Here is a 17,826-nt window from a genome sequence, read left to right on the forward strand (position 1 = left end):
CAGCCGTCCGGGCAGCAGGGGCGGGCGGGGTGGCGTCCGGTGGCGGTGGTGCTCGCGGCCGCGCTGGTCGTCGGGCTGGCCGGGCAGCTGCTGCGCGGCTGGGTGCCGGCGACCGCGTCCGGCGGGCGCCAGGTGACCGTCGGGCTGGTGCAGGGCAACGTCGACGGCGTCGGGGTGGCCGCGCTCGGGCGGGCGCGGACTGTCACCAACAACCACCTCAGCGAGACGATCACGCTGATGGCCCGGGCGCGCACCGGCACCATCGCGATGCCCGACATGGTGCTGTGGCCGGAGAACTCCACCGACATCGACCCGCTGGCCGACCCGATCACCCGGCGCACGGTCGAGCTGTCCGTGCAGATCGCCGACCGCCCGGTGCAGGTCGGGGCGGTGCTGGAGGGTCCGGGACCGGACGAGCGGCAGACCTCTGCGCTCTGGTACGACCCCGAGCAAGGGGTGCTGGACCGGATGGAGAAGCGCGACCTGGTGCCGTTCGGGGAGTACATCCCCTTCCGGGACGTGCTGCTGCCGCTGGTGCCGATGCTGCAGATGGTCGGTGCCCAATCGGTGGCCGGCACCTCCGACGGGCTGATGACCGTGCCGGTGGCGGGGGAGCCGGTCGGGGTCGGCACGCTGATCTGCTTCGAGGTGGCCTACGACGGCACCGTCGCCGAGACGGTCGGCTCGGGTGCGGAGCTGATGGTGGTGCAGAGCAACCAGGCCACCTACGGCGGCACGGTCGAGGTGCCCCAGCAGTTCGCGATGACCCGGGTGCGCGCGATGGAGAGCCGGCGCGAGATCGCGGTGGCCACCACCAGCAGCGCGTCCGGGTTCATCGGCGCCGATGGCTCGGTGGTCTGGCAGACGGCGGAGTTCACCGCGGACTCGCACAGCTGGACGATGCCGCTGCGCACGACCATCACCCCGGCGATGCGGCTGGGCCCGACGGTGAGCGTGCTGTCGGCAGTGCTGCTCCTCGGCGGGCTCGGCGTGGCCATCTGGCGCTCCCGGGTGCGGGCTGGGAAACGTGGGCCGACGTCACCTGATGCTGGTCGAGTCTGATCGTCGTGGTTGCCGTGGCTTGCGCACCTGAGGACGGCGGTCCTCGACCGGACGGTACTGGGACCTGCGTGAGGCTCGCGGAGCTCCACCCCAGCCGCATCGACAAGCGCTTCGGTTGAAGCGGGCAGAGTCAGCACCCGGACGACACCCAGCACGAGCCTCGATGCTCCTGGTGGGGCACCGAGGCTCGTCCGGGCTGTTCATCAGCTCTGAGGACGGTCGTCGGGCGTCCGGGTCCGCCCCAGGTCGACGATGCCGTTGCGCAGCCGGTCAGGTTCGGACAGGTAGCAGTGCCCGACCGCGTCCTCGGCCGGGCCGTCTCCACTGGCTGGGGCGAGCTCGAGCAGCACTTCGTTGAACCCGGCGTCCAGGTCGACCACCCGGTTGACCTGCTCGGCCGCACCGTAGGAGGGGCGGACCTTGCGCGGTCCTTGGTAGCTGAGCAACGGCTGCCCGTTGACACTCACGCTGGTGTCGACCGAGGTGTCGACCGCCAGCCGCACCTGCACCGGCTCCGCCGCCTCGACCCACGTGCGGAGCATGACCGCACCGTGGTCGTCGAGCAGCTGCGCGACCGGCAGCTCGTTCCCACGCACCGCCAGGTCGAGCCAGTCGACCTCCGACCCGGCGGGACGCACCTGCCAGGCCGAGGCTCCCGGCAGCGGCACGGGGACCGGCGCAACCGTGGGGAAGTGCCGGGGCTGCGCGTGCACGAGCACGAGGTTCCGCTGCTCGATGGTGGCCCGGTCCCCGACCGGGATCGTCAGTTCGACGACCGCGTCCTGGGCGGCCGGCAGCTCGACGGCCTGCCCAGGGACCGCGCCCCAGCCGGGCGGCACATCCACGGTCACGTCGACCGTGAGGGGGTCGGGGTGCGGGTTGTGCAGGAGCACGTTGATGTGCTTGGACTCAGCCGGGGCGACGGAGGCCTCGCCGAGGTAGTCGACGGTGACAGCAAGCTGGCGGCGCTCGTGGTGGACCTGCCACGGCGAGCGCTGCCACAGCTCGCGGATGGACTCGTCCGCGAACAGGTCGGCTTCGTCGACGTGCACCGTGGCGCCATCGAGCTGCCGGCCGTGGTGGCGCAGCACCCGCTCGGCTTGTCCCACGATGGCGTCGGTCAGATCGATGATGTCGACAGGGATCGGGGTGGTGCCGTCGCTCAGGTGACGAACTCCACCCCAGGACTCGTTGGTTGACAGCCCCATCCCGAACGGTTGGATCCAGCGTTCAGGCAGCTGGGCGATGCCGGCCCGGATCCCGAGCCAGCTGCCGATGCTGCCGCCGGAGGAGTCGGTGTCGTAGCCGCAGTTGACCGTGATGCACATCGCCTCGCCGAAGTCCTTCCCGTACAGCCAGCCGATGGTCTGGAAACCGAGGTTGAGCGGAGAGTACTGGGCGATCGCGCTCGGGGTGGCGTGCAGCACTCGCTGCCGAGCCTCCTTCCAGTCCACCCCGTCGCGGTGGGCCTGCCGGGCGGTGGTGACGGCACGGTGGGTGGCGGAGTCGGCGGGCACGTAGGACAGGCCGATGTCGAGGAGCTGGTCGCGGTCGGAGATGACGAATGCCGCACTCTGGATGGCGACGTTGAACAGCTCGCCGTAGACCGACTCGCCGCCGGCGTGGTCGCAGATCGCGTCCTCGTAGGCGTAGCGGGCGGCGATGCGCGGGTGGCCGGGCGCGACGCAGGCCCAGACCTCGGACCGGATGGGGCAGCCCATGCAGTCGGTGAACCAGTTGTTCCAGGCGCCGCTGACGGGAGGCTCGAGGCCGAGACGCAAGTTGGCCTTCGACAGCCCGTACTCGTCGAAGTTGTAGCCGATGTGGTCCAGCCAGTAGCGGGCGAGATCGGCGGCCTTGAGGTCGGGGCCCACCTGCTGCAACGCAGTGAGCCAGACCAGCTGCATCTCGAGGTCGTCGTTGGGCAGCCCGCCGGACTGCAGCTCTGGGTACCACCAGATGTCGAACGGTTCCTCGCGTCCCCACGCCTCCTCCACGGGGGTGCCGAGGGTGCCGCCGGCGTTCTTGCCGATCCAGCAGCCGAGGACCTTGTCGCGGAACGTGTCGCCTGTGATGTCGAGCTTGTACATGCCTAACCCTTCACTCCGGTGATGACTACTCCTTGGATGAACCAGCGCTGCGCGATGAAGAAGAGGATCAGACAGGGTGCGATGGCGATAGCCGCCCCGGTCATCGCGAGTGCGAAGTCCTGGTTCTGCAAGCCGATGAAATTGGCCACCCCGACCGACAACGGGTACTTGTCGTCGGACTGCAGGTAGACCAGCGGGAGCAGGTACTCGTTCCAGTAGGTGAGGAAGGAGAACAGCGCCACGATGATGAGGGCCGGGCGAGCCATCGGCAGCGCGATCGACCAGAAGATGCGGAAGGTGGAGGCGCCGTCGATCTTGGCGGCTTCGTCCAGCTCGTTCGGGATGGACAAGAAGAACTGCCTGAGCAGGAACGTGTTGAACGGGGCAGCGAACAGCGCCGGCACCAGGATGGGGGCGAAGCTGTCGAGCCAGCCGATCCGGGCGAACAGCACGTAGGACGGGATCAAGGTGGCCCAGCTGGGCACCATCAGCGTGGCCAGCATCACCATGAAGAACACGTCGCGGCCGGGGAAACGCAGCTTGGCGAACGCGTAGGCGGCGATGGAGCTTCCTATCAGGGAGCCGGCGACGCCGCCGACGGTGAGGAGGACGGTGTTGAGCAGGTAGCGGCCGAACGGCGCGACGTCGAACAGGTCGACGTAGTTCGACCAGTTGACCGGGTCCGGTAACCACTGGATCGGGTAGACGAGGATCTGGTCCTGCGTCTTCAGGCTGGTGCTCACCAGCCAGGCCAGCGGGAACAAGAAGGCGAGACTGCCGAGGACGAGCACCACATAGCTGACGATGCGGGATTGGATGCTCTTCTTGCGCATCGACGTCCCGACCGGGGGATCGGTGTCGGTCTGGGTGGTGGCCCGCGGGGTCTGGGTGTGGTTGGCCAGGATGGACATGTCATTTCCTCTCGTTCGGCTGGTAGACCCACAGCCGGGCGGTTCTGAAGACGAGGAGGGTGATCAGCAGGATGATCACGAACAACACCCACGACATCGCTGAGGAGTAGCCAAGACGAAGGTTCGTGAAGGCCTGGTTGTAGATGTTGAGGCTGTAGAAGTAGGAGCCGTAGTTCGGTCCGCCACCGGTCATGATGTAGGCCTGCGTGAAGATCTGGACGGTCGCGATGATGCCGAGGACCAGCTGGAAGAAGATGACCGGTGACATCATCGGCAAGGTGACGGTGCGCAGCGTGGACCAGAACCCGGCGCCGTCGACGCGGGCCACCTCGTAGAGCTCGCTGGGTATGCCCTGCAGACCGCCCAGGTAGACGATGACCGAGGAGCCGACACCCCACAGCTGCATGATGACGATCGCCGGAATCACCCAGGCGCTGTCTTGGAGCCAGTTGACCGGACCGAGGCCGAACAGTGACAGCAGCCAGTTCACCAGCCCGTAGTCGGTGTTGAACACGAACTGCCACAAGACCGCGACGGCGACCCCCGACAGCACCGACGGCAGGTAGTAGATGGTGCGGAACACGGTCACACCGCGCAGCTTCTGGTTCATCAGCATCGCCATCGAGAAGCCGAGCAGCAGGCTGAGCGGCAGGTAGATGAGGGCGAAGACGCCGGTCACCTCGAGCGACTGCCAGAACAGTGGGTCGGCGGTGAACAGGGTGATGAAGTTCTGCAGGCCGACGAAACCCGGGGTGCCGCGGCCGTTCCAGTCGGTGAAGGCCAGGTAGAGGGAGAATCCGAGCGGGAACGCGGTGAAGAGGGCGAACCCGACGAGCCATGCCTGCAGCCACAGCAGCCCGGTGCGGGCCTCCTGCCGAGCGGCTGTGCGGCGCCGTGGCACCCGGCGCTCGTCAGCTGTGGTGGGAGCGTTCGGGGCCACCGGGTGTGGCGTCTGGGTAGCGGTCATGACCCGCTCCTCTCGGCTGCGAAGTAGCGGGCTGAAGCGGCGTTGGTGTCGCGTTCGATCTGGGGGAGGATGTCCTCGGGTGCTGCGCCGGCGTTCAGCGCGGTCGAGCGGTTGTTCCAGATGGTCTCGTACTCGGCCCAGAAGGGCGGGTAGGTGACCTCGTAGGCGTCATCGAGGAACTGCTCGGACAGGATGGCGAAGTTCCTCGGTGGCAGGTCCTGCCCGCGGGTCATCTCGACCTCGTCGGCGGCCGAGCTCGCCCGGCCGGGGATGCCGCGCAGCGGCTCGGAGATGAACGTGTTGAGCTGTTCGCGGGCGCTGAGGTACTTGATCAGCGCGAACGCGGCATCGGGATTGGCCGAGTCGACCGAGATGCCCCAGGCGCCGCCGGCGGTGGCCACCTCCCGTCGTCCGGTGCTGCCTCGGGGCAGCTTCAGCAGGTCCCACTCGAACCGGTCACCGACTTGGTCGCGGGTCTGCGCGGTCGCCCAGGACCCTTGGACGGACATGGCGACCAGACCGGAGACGAACGGATCGACCGCAGCTCCAAGCGTCTGAGGCTGGGCGGCGTTGCCGTTGGCGAGCTGAGCGAACAGCTGCCGCATGGTCTCGATGTTCTGTTCCGAGCCGACCAGGCAGCGGCGGCCCTCGTCGTCGAACAACGCGCCGCCGTTGGCGCGGAAGATGCCATCGAACAGCCAGCTGCCGAGGGAGAAGTAGAATCCCCACCGGTCCTGGCGGCGACCCTGGATGCGGGTGAAGGCGCCGGCCAGGTCGAACAGGTCCGGCCACGTCCAGTTCTCGTCATCGGGACGGGCGATGCCGACCTCGTCGAACATCGACTTGTTGTAGTAGATGGCGTAGCAGGAGAAGTCGTAGGGCAGTGAGTACTGCTGGTCACCGATGGACATCTGCCGCACCTGGGCCGGCCACATGTCGGAGACGTCGACGTCGGGGTCGGCGGCGATCCGGTCGGTCAGGGGCAGCTGCCACTCGTTGGCGACGTTGAACGCGGTGTCGAGGGTGCGCGCGTACCAGATGTCAGGGAGGTCGCGCGTCACCGAGACGGTGCGCAGCCTGGTGTAGAACTGGGCGCCGTTGGCGATGTTCTGCACCGCGACCGACAACTCGGGCCGGGTCTGCAGCCACTCGTCGACGACCTGCTGGAACAGCGTCGCCTCCTGGTTGGTGTGGTTGACCAGGAACGACAGCCGGCTGGCGCTGCGTTGGGATGCGCAACCGGTGAGACCGGCCACCGCTGCGGCGGCCGCGCCGCCGAGCAGTGCCCTGCGGCTGAGCTGTGGTGGTGGGAGGGGCAACATGGCATCACTTCCTCGTGATGGTCGGTGTCGGCCTTGCTCAGGTGGGTGCGGGCCCGCTGCTGTCGCGGACCACGAGGGTGCTGAGAAGTCGCCGGTCGACCGGCTCCCGCTCGGCACCTTGGAGCCGCTGGACCAGCAGGTCGGCGGCTGTGGCGCCCAGCTCGGATCGCGGCTGGGACACCGTCGTCAGCATCGGGGTGGTGAGGGAGGCCATCGGCACGTCGTCGAATCCCACGATCGACAGCTCGCCGGGCACGTCGACCCCGGCGGCGTGGCAGGCCTGCAGGGCACCGATCGCGATCATGTCGTTGACGGCGAAGACCGCGGTCGGCCGCTCGGAGCGCCGCAGCAGCTCAGCGGTCGACCGCAGCCCGGACTCCCGGTCCAGGTCGGCCTCCATCACGAGGTCCGCGTCGATCCCGACACCGATCTCATCCAGGGCGTCGCGGTAGGCGCGGAACCGGCTGCCGGCCACCGACTCGGCCGGGGTGCCGGTGAGGAGGGCGATGCGGCGGTGCCCCTGGGACGTCAGGTGTCGCATCGCAGCCAACCCACCGTCGTAGGTGTTGCAGCTCACGAAGTCGACGCCGGTGCCGGGAACGGTGATGCCGATCGTGACGACAGGGATGCCGGCCCGATCGAGCTGCTGCAGCGAGGCGATCACGGTGGGGGTCTCCGGCGGGGTGGCGATGATGCCGTCGACCTGGTGCTGGCGCAGCTCATCGGCCAGCTGCACGAACCGGTCGTCGCGGCCGAACGTGACCGCGGTCAGCAGGGAGAACCCATCACGGCTGGCCCGTTCGGTCATCGCGTGGGCGAGCTCGGAGGTGAACGGGTTGGTCAGGTCGGAGGTGAGGAACCCGATGAGGCCGCTGTTCTTCGTCGTCAGTGACCGTGCCGCCCGATTGACCACGTAGCCGGACTGCTCGATCGCGGCCCGGATCCGAGCGGCGGTCGCCTCACTGACCGGGCCCGTGCCGTTCAGCAGCCGCGAAACGGTTGCCGTGGAGACGCCAGCCAGCCGTGCGACGTCGTAGATCGTGCCCACCGACCCACCTCCATCTCGGCACGGTGTAACCGGATACATGCAACCGGTTCCACCATCGACTGACTGGACGGCGTTGTCAAGGGTGGAGCTGGATTCGGCACGTTGTCCTGAACGGACCCCCAGGTGGCGAGTCCTCGATCGCGCTTCGGTGATGTGCCGGATCGCCGGGTCGAGGGCAGTCGATGTCCGGGCCTGCCGGCCGGCACGAGCAGGGCCGGGGCTGGTACGGCGGGTGGGCGCATGAGCGACTCAGCGCGCGTGCACGCCACTTCTGCGCAGGCGGCTCCTTGCCGAGCGGGGAGCGTACTTTCGTGCAGCTCAGTGGGTGGCCGGCGGTGATGGCTCGAGTGGTCGGCTCCAGAGTCGACGGCCTCGCGACCGGGGCCTGTTCAGAGGTAGGTCTGGCGCCGGTGCACGGCCTGCGGGCCGACCACCCGGTCGAGGAACAGCAGGCCCTCGGTGTGGTCGATCTCGTGCTGCAGGCAGACCGCCTCGAAGGCGTCGGTCTCGATCTCGACCCACTCCCCGGTGACCGGCAGCTGCCCGCGGACGGTCAGCCGGCGGGCTCGGGCGACGTCGCCGGTGAGGTCGGGCACCGACATGCAGCCCTCGCGGCCCTTGCCCTTGCGGCTGGCCGAGAGCACCTCGGCGTTGCAGAGCACGAAGGCGCCATGGCAGGTGCGGGTCTTCGGGTGCCCGGTGACGTCGACGGAGAACACCCGCAGCGCCTCCCCGACCTGCTGGGCGGCCAGCCCGACGCAGCCGGGGGAGACCGCCTGGGTGGCGAGCAGGTCGGCGGCCAGCGCGATCGTCGCCGGGTCGGTGGGGTCGACCGCCGCGCCGGCGGTGGCGAGGATCTCCGCGGGCGCCCGCACCACCTCGCGGACGGTGCCCGGCGGCAGCTCCGGCATGGTCCACGACACCCCGTCGTCCCCGGCGTCTCCGGCCGGCCCGACCGCCTGCGTCACAGCTCGTCCGTCTCCACCGGGACCAGCCGGACGTGCACGCCGCAGGCCTGGGCGGCCCGGTCCAGGTCGGCGCGGACGGCCAGCTCGTCCACGCCGTCGGGCAGCACCACCTCGGCGGTGAGCACGTAGAGCTCACCGGCCAGCCGCGTGCTGAGCCCGACCACGTTGACGCCGTGGGCGGCCAGCGAGGCGGTGATGCCGGCGACGATGCCCGGGCGGTCCGCGCCGTTGACGTGCAGGATGTGGTCGGCACCCAGCACCGGCTGGGAGTCGACGTCGGCGACCGGGCGGACGTCCACCCCGAGGGTGCCGTCGGCGGTGACCGGGGCGAGCGCCTGCTCGACCGCGGCGACCGGTGCGGAGGTGTGCACCAGCACCACCATCGCGAACTGGCCGCGCAGCAGCGTCATGGTGGAGTCCTCGAGGTTGGCCTCCAGCCCGGCCAGCGCCGCGGTCACGTCGGCGACGATCCCGGGGCGGTCGGAGCCGATCACGGTCACGGCGAGCAGGTCGGTCACGGCCGTCACCCTAGCGAGACCACGGCGTCCCGCCAGCCCGCGCCCGCATACGGGCGGCTCAGGGGCCGCTCAGGGCCGCGTCGGCTTCGGTCGGTCGGCGCGGTGGGGGAAGATGGGCGGCAGCCCAGACGAGGAGGATCGTTGTCCGACCACAGCCCCGACCCCGCCACGCCGCCCGAGAAGCCGAGGGTGCTGGTCGTCATCCCGACCTACAACGAGGCCGACAACGTCGAGCTGATCGTCTCGCGGGTGCGGGCGGCGACCCCTGACGTGCACGTGCTGGTGGCCGACGACAACTCACCCGACGGCACCGGCCGGATCGCGGACGCGCTGGCCGCCGACGACGACCACGTGCATGTGCTGCACCGCCGGGGCAAGGAGGGGCTGGGCGCGGCGTACCTGGCCGGGTTCGGCTGGGCGCTCGACCACGGCTACGACGTCGTCGTCGAGATGGACGCCGACGGCTCCCACCAGCCCGAGCAGCTGCCGCGGCTGCTGTCGGCCCTGGAGCACGGCGCCGACATGGTGAAGGGCTCGCGCTGGATCCCCGGCGGCAAGGTGGTCAACTGGCCGCTCTCGCGCAAGATCCTCTCCCGCGGCGGCAACCTGTGGACCCGCCTCTGCCTGGGCGTGCCGCTGCAGGACGCCACCGGCGGCTACAACGCCTTCCACGCCCGGACCCTGCGCGGCATCGGTCTGGACGACGTGGCCTCGGCCGGCTACTGCTTCCAGGTCGACCTGGCCTGGCGTGCGCTCAAGGCCGGGTTCGACGTCCGCGAGGTGCCGATCACCTTCGTCGAGCGCGAGCGCGGGGACTCCAAGATGAGCCAGGCGATCGTCATCGAGGCCCTGCTGCGGACCACGCTGTGGGGGATCGGGCACCGGGCCGGGCAGCTGCGCGCCCTGGCCGGTCGCGGCCGGAGCGCGGCGGTGGCGGCTCGGCGATGAGCGTCCCGACCGCGCAGGGCCGCCGGCGCACCTCCGGCTGGCGGGTGCTGGTGCCGGTGCTGGTGCTCGGCCTGCCGGTGCTGGAGGTCTGGCTGCTGATCCAGCTGGCCGGGCTGATCGGCGGCTGGTGGACGCTGCTGGTCGTGCTGCTGGGGATGGTGCTCGGCGTGGTGCTCGCCACCCGGCAGGGACGGCGGAACTGGCAGCAGCTGGCGAGGACGCTGCAGTCGGGGCAGCCGCCCTCGGACGAGATCGCCTCCGGCGGGCTGATCCTGCTCGGCGGCATCGCGCTGGTGGTGCCGGGCCTGCTGACCGACCTGGTGGGGCTGTGGCTGCTGCTGCCGCCGACCCGGGCGCTGACCGGCCGCTGGCTCGACCGCTGGGCGCGGGCCCGGGCCCGGCGGCTCGGCGTCGACGTCGACGTGGTGCGGGCCCGGATGGACCGTGCGAACACCGTGGAGGGTGAGGTCGTCGACGGTCCGCCACCACGTCGCGACGACCCGACCGTGATCCGCGGCGAGGTCGAGGAGGGCTAGCACGACGAAGCCCCCGGGACGGGTGTCCCGGGGGCTTCGTGTGCGTTCGGTGGGGATCAGGCGCTGTGACGGCCCGTCGCCCGCTGGTCGTCGTCCTGGCGCAGCAGGTCCAGACGCTCGGCCAGCAGGTCCTCCAGCTCGGAGATCGAACGGCGCTCCAGCAGCATGTCCCAGTGGGTGCGGGCCGGCTTGCCCTCCTTGACCTCGGCCACGACACCGTCGGACCGCTTGGCCTCGGACCCGCAGCGCGGACACTCCCACAGCGTCGGGAGCTCGGCCTCGGCCGCGAACGTCACCGTGAAGTGGTGACCGCGGGTGCAGTCGAACCCGATCTCCTGGCGTGCGGCGAACTCGATCCCCGACTCGTCCTCGAAGCTCTTGGCTCCCAGCCCCGAACCCCGCAGTGCTCGATCGGCCATGATGTGCTCCTCCCCGTCGGTCTCCCACACCAACGGCCCGCTGGCCGTGGTTGTTCCCGGTCCGGCACCGGTCGGGGAATCCCGCCACCTCCAGTGTGCCCAGTCGGGCGGGTCTCAACCAGCGTCGGCGGGGTGTCGTCAGGAGCTCGTCACTGCGGGTGGGGCGGCCGGGTCGGCGGCCTCGGCGGGACGGCGTGGGTTGCGCACGGTGAGCATCACCGCACCGCCGGCGAGCAGCACCAGCACGATGCCGAGGATGCCGGTGCGCTCGGAGCCGATCGTCGCGAAGAGGGCGAACAGGCTGGGCGCCAGGAAGGAGACCGCGCGACCGGTGCTGGTGTAGAGCCCGAAGATCTGTCCCTCGTGACCAGGGGGCGCCAGGCGGGTGAGCAGGGCGCGGGAGGAGGCCTGGGCCGGCCCGACCCACAGCGTCAGCGCCAGCCCGAACACCCAGAACATGGTCGGGCCGGAGACGACCAGCAGCACCAGCCCCACGACGCAGAGGGCGGCGACCGAGACGAGGATGACCAGCCGCGGCCCCACCCGGTCCTCGACCAGGCCGCCGACCAGCGCCCCGACGGCGGCCACCACGTTGGCGGCCACCCCGAAGATCAGCACGTCGCCGGCGGACAGGCCGTACACGCTGACCGCCAGTACCGCGCCGATGCTGAAGATGACCGCGAGACCGTCGCGGTAGAGCGCGCTGGCGAGCAGGAAGCGCACCGCGTTGCGGTCGACCCGCCACAGCTGCACGAGGTCGCGGACCAGCACCCGGTAGCTGCCCACGAGCCCGAGGCGGGGCAGGGTGTGGTCGGGCGTGCTCTCGGGCACGGCGAGGAACAAGGGCAGCCCGAACACGACGAACCACAGCGTGGAGACCAGCACCACGGCCCGGACGTCCATGCCGTCCTCGCCCGTGACGCCGAACCAGCCCACCTCGGGGGCGATGAAGCCGAAGTAGCCCACCAGCAGCAGGACGATGCCGCCGACGTAGCCCATCGCCCAGCCGAACCCGGAGACCGCGCCGACGTTGCGGGGGGTCGAGACCTGCTGGAGCATCGCGTAGTAGCTGGCGTTGCCGATCTCGGAGAAGATCCCGGCCAGGCCGAGCAGCACCAGCCCCAGCGGCAGGTAGCCGGGCTCGGGCCGGACCAGCGACATCAGCGCCATGCAGATCCAGACGCCGATGGTCAGCACCAGCAGGGTCCGCCGGCGCTGCCCGAGCCGGTCGGCCCGCTGACCGACCACCGCCGCGCCGAGCGCCACGACCACGGCGGTGAGGGCGTTGGTGACGGTGATCCAGACCGCGCCGTCCTCGGTGGCCACGGCATCGGCGAGGTAGGTGGCGAAGACGAAGGAGGTGATGACCGCCTGGAACGAGGCCGCACCCCAGTCGAAGCTGGCCCAGGCCAGCAGCCGCCGGACGGGGACGGAGGATGAGAGCAGGCTGCGGGCACCGGAGGTGAGGGCGTCGGTGCGGCGGCTGGGGGCGTCGGGCGGCTCGGTCACGGCGTCTCCTCGGGTCGGTCCTGCGCTCAGTCCCACAGGCCGCGGGCGGTCAGGACGCGCTTCAAGGTATCGATGGCGTCGCTGACCAGGCCGTCGACCCCCAGGTCGACCAGCCGGTGCATCTCGTCCTCGTCGTCGATGGTCCACACGTGCACCTGGCGACCGGCGGCGTGGGCGCGCTCGACCAAGCCGCGGGTGACGATCGGGACGTCCACGCCGAGGATCCGGTGCCGCACGGGCACCTGCAGCGCGACGGCGGGGCCGCGGCCGGCGAAGGGGAGCCCGAGCCGGGTGAGCACCACCTCGAGCTGGGTGGCCGAGGTGGCCACGGACGTCCCGGCGAGGGCGCGGAAGGCCGACAGCCGGCGGAGGCTGAAGGAGCCGACGCAGACCCGACCGGTGGCGGCGTGCCGGCGCAGCGTCTCGGCCAACGGGGCGATCGCACCGGGCGCCTTGATGTCGAGGTTGAGCACGGCGTCGGGGAAGGTCTCGAGCAGCTCGTCCAGGGTGGGGACGGGGTCGCGGCCGCCGACCCGGGCCCGTCGGACCTCGGCCCAGGGCAGCCGGGCGATCTCGCCGGAGGCGTCGGTGACCCGGTCGAGCACGGTGTCGTGGAAGGCGACGAGGACGCCGTCGGCGGTGGTGTGCACGTCGGTCTCGAGGTGGCGGTAGCCCAGCCGGGTGGCCTCGGTGAAGGCGTGCACGGTGTTCTCCCGACCCCGGTTGGCCGGGAGCAGCGCGCCGCCGCGGTGTGCCATGGCGACGAACCCGCCGGGTGGGAAGGGGCTGTACGGCCGGCCGGCGCGCACCGGTGTCACCGCAGGTGGCCGGCGGGGGTGATCGCGGGCAGCCGGTCCAGTGGTCCGCTGGCCCAGTCCGGCAGCCAGGCGGGGATCCCGTTGAGCCACAGGCCGGCGTAGAGGGCCGACCAGCCGAGCAGGACGCCGACGACGACGGCGAGCACCTTCCGGCGGCGCGGCCAGCGGGCGAAGTAGCGCACCGCCTGCTTGAACCGGGCCATCAACCGGTGCGCCCAGCGGAACTCGCTCGCCCAGACCGCCAGACCGAGCAGCACCAGCGGGATGCCACCGGGACCGGGCAGCGGGCCGGTGATCGCGCCGGCGACGATCAGCAGGGTGCCCAGCAGGCCGACGCACACCCGCAAGGTGATCCGGGTGTGGCGGCGTTCGCGCAGCCGGGCCCGCCAGGCCCAGCGGTCGGGTCGCGCGGGGTCACCGACGCCGGAGTCGCGTTCGACGTCGGCCAGCATGCGGCGGAGTCTAGTGCTGCGACATGATGGCCCCCATGTCAGCGAGCCGGCCCGTGACCTCGATCCTCTCCGTGCAGTCGTCCGTCGCCTACGGGCACGTGGGCAACAGCGCGGCCACCTTCCCGCTGATGCGGGTGGGCGTGGAGGTGTGGCCGGTGCTGACCGTGCACTTCTCCAACCACACCGGCTACCCGTCGTGGCAGGGCCCGCTGCTGACCCCGGCGGACGTGGCCGCGGTGGTGCAGGGCATCGACGCGCTCGGGGTGCTGCCGGAGTGCGACGCGGTGCTGTCGGGCTACCAGGGGGCCGAGGAGATGGGGCTGACGATCCTCGACGTGGTCGCCACCGTGAAAGAGCGCAACCCGCGGGCCATCTACTGCTGCGACCCGGTCATGGGCGACGTCGGCCGGGGGATGTACGTGCGGCCGGGCATCCCCGACCTGATGCGCGACCGGGTGCTGCCGCGGGCCGACGTGGTGACCCCCAACCACTACGAGCTCGACTTCCTCAGCGGCGGGCAGCCCACGACCACGCTGGAGGAGGTGCTGGCCGCCGCGGACCGGCTGCGCGCCGCGGGCCCCCAGACGGTGCTGGTGACGAGCATGGTGCTGCCCGACCAGCCCGGTGACGAGCTGCAGATGGTGGCGGTGGACGGCGAGGGCGCCTGGCTGGTGCGGACGCCGCTGCTGCAGCGGGTCTTCACAGGCTCGGGCGACCTGACGTGCGCGATGTTCCTGTCCTGCCTGCTGGCGGGGGACGACCTGCCGACCGCCCTGGGCACGACCGCGGGCCGGGTGTTCGGCGTCCTGGAGCAGACCGCGGCCGCCGGGAAGGGCGAGCTGCAGCTGGTGGCCGCCCAGGACGAGCTGGTCGCCCCGTCGCACCGCTTCGAGGTCGAGCGGCTGCGCTGACCGCCGCCCCGCGCGTGCGGACCGTGCGCACCGCGGGGACGACCGGCTCTCCCTGGAGGACCGACGACGCCACCCGCACCGACCCGATCGGTCAGACGCGCGGGTCGGTGAAGGCCTGCACGTCGGCCCCCAGCGCATTGAGCCGCTGCGGCAGGTCCTCATAACCCCGGTTGATCATGTAGGTGTTGCGCAGCACCGACTCCCCACGCGCGGCCAGCATGCCCAGCAGCAGGCAGACGGCCGGACGGAGTGCCGGCGGGCAGACGACCTCCTGGCCGCGCCACCGGGTCGGGCCCTTGACGATCAGCCGGTGCGGGTCGAGCAGCTGCACGTTGGCCCCGAGCTTGTTGAGCTCGAGCAGGTGGATCGCCCGGTTCTCGTACACCCAGTCGTGGATCATCGTCTCGCCCTCGGCCGCGGCCGCGATCACCGCGAAGAACGGCAGGTTGTCGATGTTCAGCCCGGGGAACGGCATCGGGTGGATCTTGTCGATCGGGGCCCGCAGGGTCGACGGGTGCACCGTCAGGTCGCACAGCCGGGTCAGCCCGTTCTCCGACAGGTACTCGGGGCCCTGGTCGTAGCGCAGCCCCATCTCGCCCAGGATGGCCAGCTCGATCTCGAGGAACTCGATCGGCACCCGGGTGATGGTCAGCTCGGAGTCGGTGACCGTCGCCGCGGTCAGCAGGCTCATCGCCTCGATCGGGTCCTCCGACGGCGCGTACTCGACGTCGGCGTGGATGGAGTCGACCCCGTGCACCGTGAGGGTGGTGGTGCCGATGCCCTCGATCTGCACGCCGAGGGTGGTGAGGAAGGCGCAGATGTCCTGGACCATGTAGTTCGGGCTGGCGTTGCGCAGCACGGTGACGCCCGGCGTCATGGCCGCGGCCATCAGCGCGTTCTCGGTGACGGTGTCGCCACGCTCGGTCAGCACGATGCTGCGGTCGCCGGTGGTCCGGTCGACGTCGCAGTGGTAGAAGCCCTCGGTGGCGTTGACGTGCAGGCCGAAGCGCCGCAGCACCTGCAGGTGGGGCTCGATGGTGCGGGCACCCAGGTCGCAGCCGCCGGCGTAGGGCAGCTCGAAGTGCGGGTAGAAGTGCAGCAGCGGGCCGAGGAACATGATGACGCTGCGGGTGCGGCGCGCGGCCTCGACGTCCATCGCAGCCAGGTCGAGGTGCTCGGGCCGCACCAGGGTGAGGTCGGTCCGGTCGTCGGACCAGGTGGCCTCCACCCCGATGCTGGTCAGCACCTCGAGGATCCGGTTCACCTCCTCGATCCGGGCGATCCCCTTGAGCTTGGTGGTGCCCCGGTTGAGCAGCGAGGCGCACAGCACGGCGACCGCGGCGTTCTTGGACGAGCGCACCGGGATCGAGCCCGACAGCGGGGTGCCGCCGCGGATCCGCAGGTGGGTGGGCCCGCCGCCGACGCTGATCAGCTCGCGGTCCAGCGCGCTGGCGATCCGGTTGACCATCTCGAGGCTGAGGTTCTGGTTGCCCGCCTCGATCCGGTGCACCGCGCTCTGACTGGTGCCGAGCACCCCGGCCAGCTCGCTCTGGGTGAGCCCACGGTGCTTGCGGGCGTCGCGGATGAGGCTGCCGATGCGGTCCAGCGAGGTGTCAGTCACGTCCGCCACCGTATCTCACATGCGATATATCTCAAGCTCCCGCCTCGGAGAGTCGGCGCTCCGACGTCCTCCGCCGCCGGTCCGGGAGGCCTCCCGGACGTGGCTAGAGTGTCGACCATGACCGCACACTTCGATGTCGTCGTCCTCGGGGGAGGCCCCGGTGGGTACGTCGCCGCCATCCGGGCCGCGCAGCTCGGGCTGAAGACCGCCGTGATCGAGGAGAAGTACTGGGGTGGTGTCTGCCTGAACGTCGGCTGCATCCCGACCAAGGCGCTGCTGCGCAACGCCGAGCTCGCCCACATCTTCACCGCCGACGCGAAGACCTTCGGCATCCAGGGCGATGTCACCTTCGACTACGGCGCCGCCTTCAAGCGCAGCCGCGGGGTCGCCGACCGGATGGTCAAGGGTGTGCACTTCCTGATGAAGAAGAACAAGATCACCGAGTACACCGGCTGGGGCGAGTTCACCGACGCCAACACCATCCGCGTCCGCACCGAGAGCGGTGAGGAGACGGTGACCTTCGACTCCGCGATCATCGCCGCCGGCGCCACCACCCGGCTGCTGCCCGGCACCCAGCTCAGCGAGCGCGTGGTGACCTACGAGGAGCAGATCGTCACCGACTCGCTGCCCGGCTCCATCGTCATCGCCGGCGCCGGCGCGATCGGCGTCGAGTTCGCCTACGTGATGGCCAACTACGGCGTCGACGTCACCATCGTGGAGTTCTTCGACCGGATGGTGCCGCTGGAGGAGCCCGAGGTCTCCGCCGAGCTGGCCAAGGCCTACAAGAAGCTCGGCGTCAAGGTCATGACCAAGACCAAGGTCGAGGCGATCGACGACTCCGGCGACAAGGTCAAGGTCACCGTCAGCCCCGCCGACGGCGGGGAGTCGCAGGTGCTCGAGGCCGACAAGGTCCTGCAGGCGATCGGCTTCGCCGCCCGCACCAAGGGCTACGGGCTGGAGAACACCGGTGTGGAGCTGACCGAGCGCGGCGCCATCGCCATCGACGACTTCATGCGCACGAACGTGCCGCACATCTACGCGATCGGCGACGTCACCGCCAAGCTGATGCTGGCCCACACCGCCGAGGCGATGGGTGTGGTCGCCGCCGAGACGATCGCCGGCGCCGAGACGATGCCGATCGACTACGACATGGTCCCGCGCGCCACCTACTGCCAGCCGCAGATCGGCTCGTTCGGCTACACCGAGGCCAAGGCCAAGGAGCTCGGCTACGACGTCAAGGTCGCCAAGTTCCCGTTCTCGGCCAACGGCAAGGCCCACGGCCTGGGCGACGCCACCGGCTTCGTCAAGGTGGTGGCCGACGCCACCCACGGCGAGCTGCTGGGCGCCCACATGATCGGCCCTGACGTCACCGAGCTGCTGCCCGAGCTGACCCTGGCCCAGCAGTGGGACCTCACCGCCCACGAGGTGTCCCGCAACATCCACGCCCACCCGACCCTGTCGGAGGCCCTGAAGGAAGCCGTCGAGGGCATCGCCGGGCACATGATCAACCTCTGACGTGCGCCGCCGTCGCCTGGGCCTGGTGGCCGCCGCGACGGCGGCGTCGTTGTCGACCGCGCTCGCCTCCTGCACCGGGTCGCCGGTGCAGGAGGGCGTGGATCCGGTGCCGGGCCCGTCCGACCCGGCGGTGAGCCCCGCCCCGACCCCGTCGGCGACCCCGACCCCCATACCCACCCCGACGCCCACGCCCGCCCCCGTGCTGGAGCTG

General features: G+C 70.7%; 17 protein-coding genes and 1 pseudogene. 6 read left to right on the forward strand and 12 right to left on the reverse strand.

The genetic code is table 11. The annotated features are described in order from the left end of the window. Window positions 1-1,062: apolipoprotein N-acyltransferase (gene lnt / locus DVA66_RS05655; RefSeq protein WP_114559187.1), on the forward strand; the 1,062-nt coding region annotated here is incomplete at its 5' end. 203 nt (window positions 1,063-1,265) lie between these two features. On the opposite strand, the gene DVA66_RS05660 is transcribed toward lnt, so the two are convergent. The 7 genes from DVA66_RS05660 to DVA66_RS05690 form a co-directional block, all read right to left on the reverse strand. Beyond that, window positions 1,266-3,152 (reverse strand): ADP-ribosylglycohydrolase family protein, encoded by a 1,887-nt coding sequence (locus DVA66_RS05660; RefSeq protein ID WP_114559188.1) that lies wholly within the window; start codon window positions 3,150-3,152, stop codon window positions 1,266-1,268. A 2-nt stretch (window positions 3,153-3,154) separates the two neighbouring features. Continuing rightward, complete coding sequence (locus DVA66_RS05665) at window positions 3,155-4,063, reverse strand: carbohydrate ABC transporter permease (RefSeq protein WP_198671516.1); 909 nt, start codon at window positions 4,061-4,063, stop codon at window positions 3,155-3,157. Between the two features lies 1 nt (window position 4,064). Beyond that, entirely contained in the window at window positions 4,065-5,030 is a 966-nt protein-coding gene (locus tag DVA66_RS05670) for a carbohydrate ABC transporter permease (RefSeq protein ID WP_114559189.1), read from the reverse strand. Then, window positions 5,027-6,352, reverse strand: coding sequence for an extracellular solute-binding protein (locus tag DVA66_RS05675; protein WP_114559190.1), 1,326 nt, complete (start codon window positions 6,350-6,352; stop codon window positions 5,027-5,029). Before DVA66_RS05675 ends, DVA66_RS05670 begins: the two co-directional genes overlap by 4 nt. A 37-nt stretch (window positions 6,353-6,389) precedes the next feature. Beyond that, entirely contained in the window at window positions 6,390-7,400 is a 1,011-nt protein-coding gene (locus tag DVA66_RS05680; RefSeq protein WP_198671517.1) for a LacI family DNA-binding transcriptional regulator, read from the reverse strand. Between the two features lie 389 nt (window positions 7,401-7,789). Then, window positions 7,790-8,368: a peptide deformylase gene (locus tag DVA66_RS05685; protein ID WP_232821791.1), complete on the reverse strand. Its 579-nt coding sequence runs from the start codon at window positions 8,366-8,368 to the stop codon at window positions 7,790-7,792. Next, complete coding sequence (locus DVA66_RS05690; RefSeq protein ID WP_114559197.1) at window positions 8,365-8,886, reverse strand: glycine cleavage system protein R; 522 nt, start codon at window positions 8,884-8,886, stop codon at window positions 8,365-8,367. Before DVA66_RS05690 ends, DVA66_RS05685 begins: the two co-directional genes overlap by 4 nt. A 141-nt stretch (window positions 8,887-9,027) precedes the next feature. On the opposite strand from DVA66_RS05690, the gene DVA66_RS05695 reads away from it, so the two are divergent. Together DVA66_RS05695 and DVA66_RS05700 are read left to right on the forward strand one after the other, a co-directional pair. Next, the gene (locus DVA66_RS05695; protein WP_198671518.1) at window positions 9,028-9,834 is read left to right on the forward strand and encodes a polyprenol monophosphomannose synthase; all 807 of its coding nucleotides are present in this window, start codon (window positions 9,028-9,030) and stop codon (window positions 9,832-9,834) included. Then, complete coding sequence (locus tag DVA66_RS05700; RefSeq protein WP_114559192.1) at window positions 9,831-10,370, forward strand: FxsA family protein; 540 nt, start codon at window positions 9,831-9,833, stop codon at window positions 10,368-10,370. The genes DVA66_RS05695 and DVA66_RS05700 overlap by 4 nt, the downstream gene beginning before the upstream one ends. A 56-nt stretch (window positions 10,371-10,426) precedes the next feature. Here DVA66_RS05700 and DVA66_RS05705 read toward each other — a convergent pair whose 3' ends face one another. The 4 genes from DVA66_RS05705 to DVA66_RS05720 all read right to left on the reverse strand — a co-directional run bounded on the left by DVA66_RS05705 (window position 10,427) and on the right by DVA66_RS05720 (window position 13,568). Continuing rightward, window positions 10,427-10,789, reverse strand: a complete 363-nt coding sequence (locus DVA66_RS05705) for an RNA polymerase-binding protein RbpA (protein ID WP_114124963.1) — start codon at window positions 10,787-10,789, stop codon at window positions 10,427-10,429. Between the two features lie 138 nt (window positions 10,790-10,927). Beyond that, window positions 10,928-12,298 carry an MFS transporter gene (locus DVA66_RS05710; protein WP_232821792.1) on the reverse strand — a complete coding sequence of 457 codons (1,371 nt, stop codon included), beginning with the start codon at window positions 12,296-12,298 and terminating at the stop codon, window positions 10,928-10,930. A gap of 26 nt (window positions 12,299-12,324) precedes the next feature. Then, window positions 12,325-13,056: a glycerophosphodiester phosphodiesterase gene (locus DVA66_RS05715; RefSeq protein WP_114559200.1), complete on the reverse strand. Its 732-nt coding sequence runs from the start codon at window positions 13,054-13,056 to the stop codon at window positions 12,325-12,327. Between the two features lie 56 nt (window positions 13,057-13,112). Next, on the reverse strand, window positions 13,113-13,568 hold the full coding sequence (locus tag DVA66_RS05720; protein ID WP_114559193.1) for a PGPGW domain-containing protein: 456 nt from the start codon (window positions 13,566-13,568) through the stop codon (window positions 13,113-13,115). Window positions 13,569-13,603: 35 nt separating this feature from the next. On the opposite strand from DVA66_RS05720, the gene pdxY reads away from it, so the two are divergent. Then, window positions 13,604-14,479, forward strand: coding sequence for a pyridoxal kinase PdxY (gene pdxY, locus DVA66_RS05725; protein ID WP_114559194.1), 876 nt, complete (start codon window positions 13,604-13,606; stop codon window positions 14,477-14,479). Between the two features lie 91 nt (window positions 14,480-14,570). Here the strand turns inward: pdxY and DVA66_RS05730 are convergent, their stop codons facing one another. After that, on the reverse strand, window positions 14,571-16,100 hold the full coding sequence (locus DVA66_RS05730) for a helix-turn-helix domain-containing protein (protein WP_114559201.1): 1,530 nt from the start codon (window positions 16,098-16,100) through the stop codon (window positions 14,571-14,573). 117 nt (window positions 16,101-16,217) lie between these two features. Here DVA66_RS05730 and lpdA point away from each other — a divergent pair, with 117 nt between their 5' ends. Both lpdA and DVA66_RS21550 read left to right on the forward strand, forming a co-directional pair. After that, window positions 16,218-17,615 carry a dihydrolipoyl dehydrogenase gene (gene lpdA / locus DVA66_RS05735; RefSeq protein WP_114559202.1) on the forward strand — a complete coding sequence of 466 codons (1,398 nt, stop codon included), beginning with the start codon at window positions 16,218-16,220 and terminating at the stop codon, window positions 17,613-17,615. A gap of 25 nt (window positions 17,616-17,640) precedes the next feature. Continuing rightward, a pseudogene (locus DVA66_RS21550) lies at window positions 17,641-17,826 on the forward strand (hypothetical protein); the annotation flags it as partial.

Origin of the sequence: Desertihabitans aurantiacus, from assembly GCF_003344635.1 — a bacterium.
In the GTDB taxonomy this organism is placed as follows: Bacteria; Actinomycetota; Actinomycetes; order Propionibacteriales; family Propionibacteriaceae; genus Desertihabitans; species Desertihabitans aurantiacus.

What these genes read in the sequence shown, in the direction of transcription:
- DVA66_RS05660 (WP_114559188.1), bottom strand. Translation starts at nt 3,152, where the DNA reads ATGTACAAGCTCGACATCACAGGCGACACGTTCCGCGACAAGGTCCTC.
- DVA66_RS05665 (WP_198671516.1), bottom strand. Translation starts at nt 4,063, where the DNA reads ATGTCCATCCTGGCCAACCACACCCAGACCCCGCGGGCCACCACCCAG.
- DVA66_RS05670 (WP_114559189.1), bottom strand. Translation starts at nt 5,030, where the DNA reads ATGACCGCTACCCAGACGCCACACCCGGTGGCCCCGAACGCTCCCACC.
- DVA66_RS05675 (WP_114559190.1), bottom strand. Translation starts at nt 6,352, where the DNA reads ATGTTGCCCCTCCCACCACCACAGCTCAGCCGCAGGGCACTGCTCGGC.
- DVA66_RS05700 (WP_114559192.1), top strand. Translation starts at nt 9,831, where the DNA reads ATGAGCGTCCCGACCGCGCAGGGCCGCCGGCGCACCTCCGGCTGGCGG.
- DVA66_RS05705 (WP_114124963.1), bottom strand. Translation starts at nt 10,789, where the DNA reads ATGGCCGATCGAGCACTGCGGGGTTCGGGGCTGGGAGCCAAGAGCTTC.
- DVA66_RS05715 (WP_114559200.1), bottom strand. Translation starts at nt 13,056, where the DNA reads ATGGCACACCGCGGCGGCGCGCTGCTCCCGGCCAACCGGGGTCGGGAG.
- DVA66_RS05720 (WP_114559193.1), bottom strand. Translation starts at nt 13,568, where the DNA reads ATGCTGGCCGACGTCGAACGCGACTCCGGCGTCGGTGACCCCGCGCGA.
- pdxY (WP_114559194.1), top strand. Translation starts at nt 13,604, where the DNA reads ATGTCAGCGAGCCGGCCCGTGACCTCGATCCTCTCCGTGCAGTCGTCC.
- lpdA (WP_114559202.1), top strand. Translation starts at nt 16,218, where the DNA reads ATGACCGCACACTTCGATGTCGTCGTCCTCGGGGGAGGCCCCGGTGGG.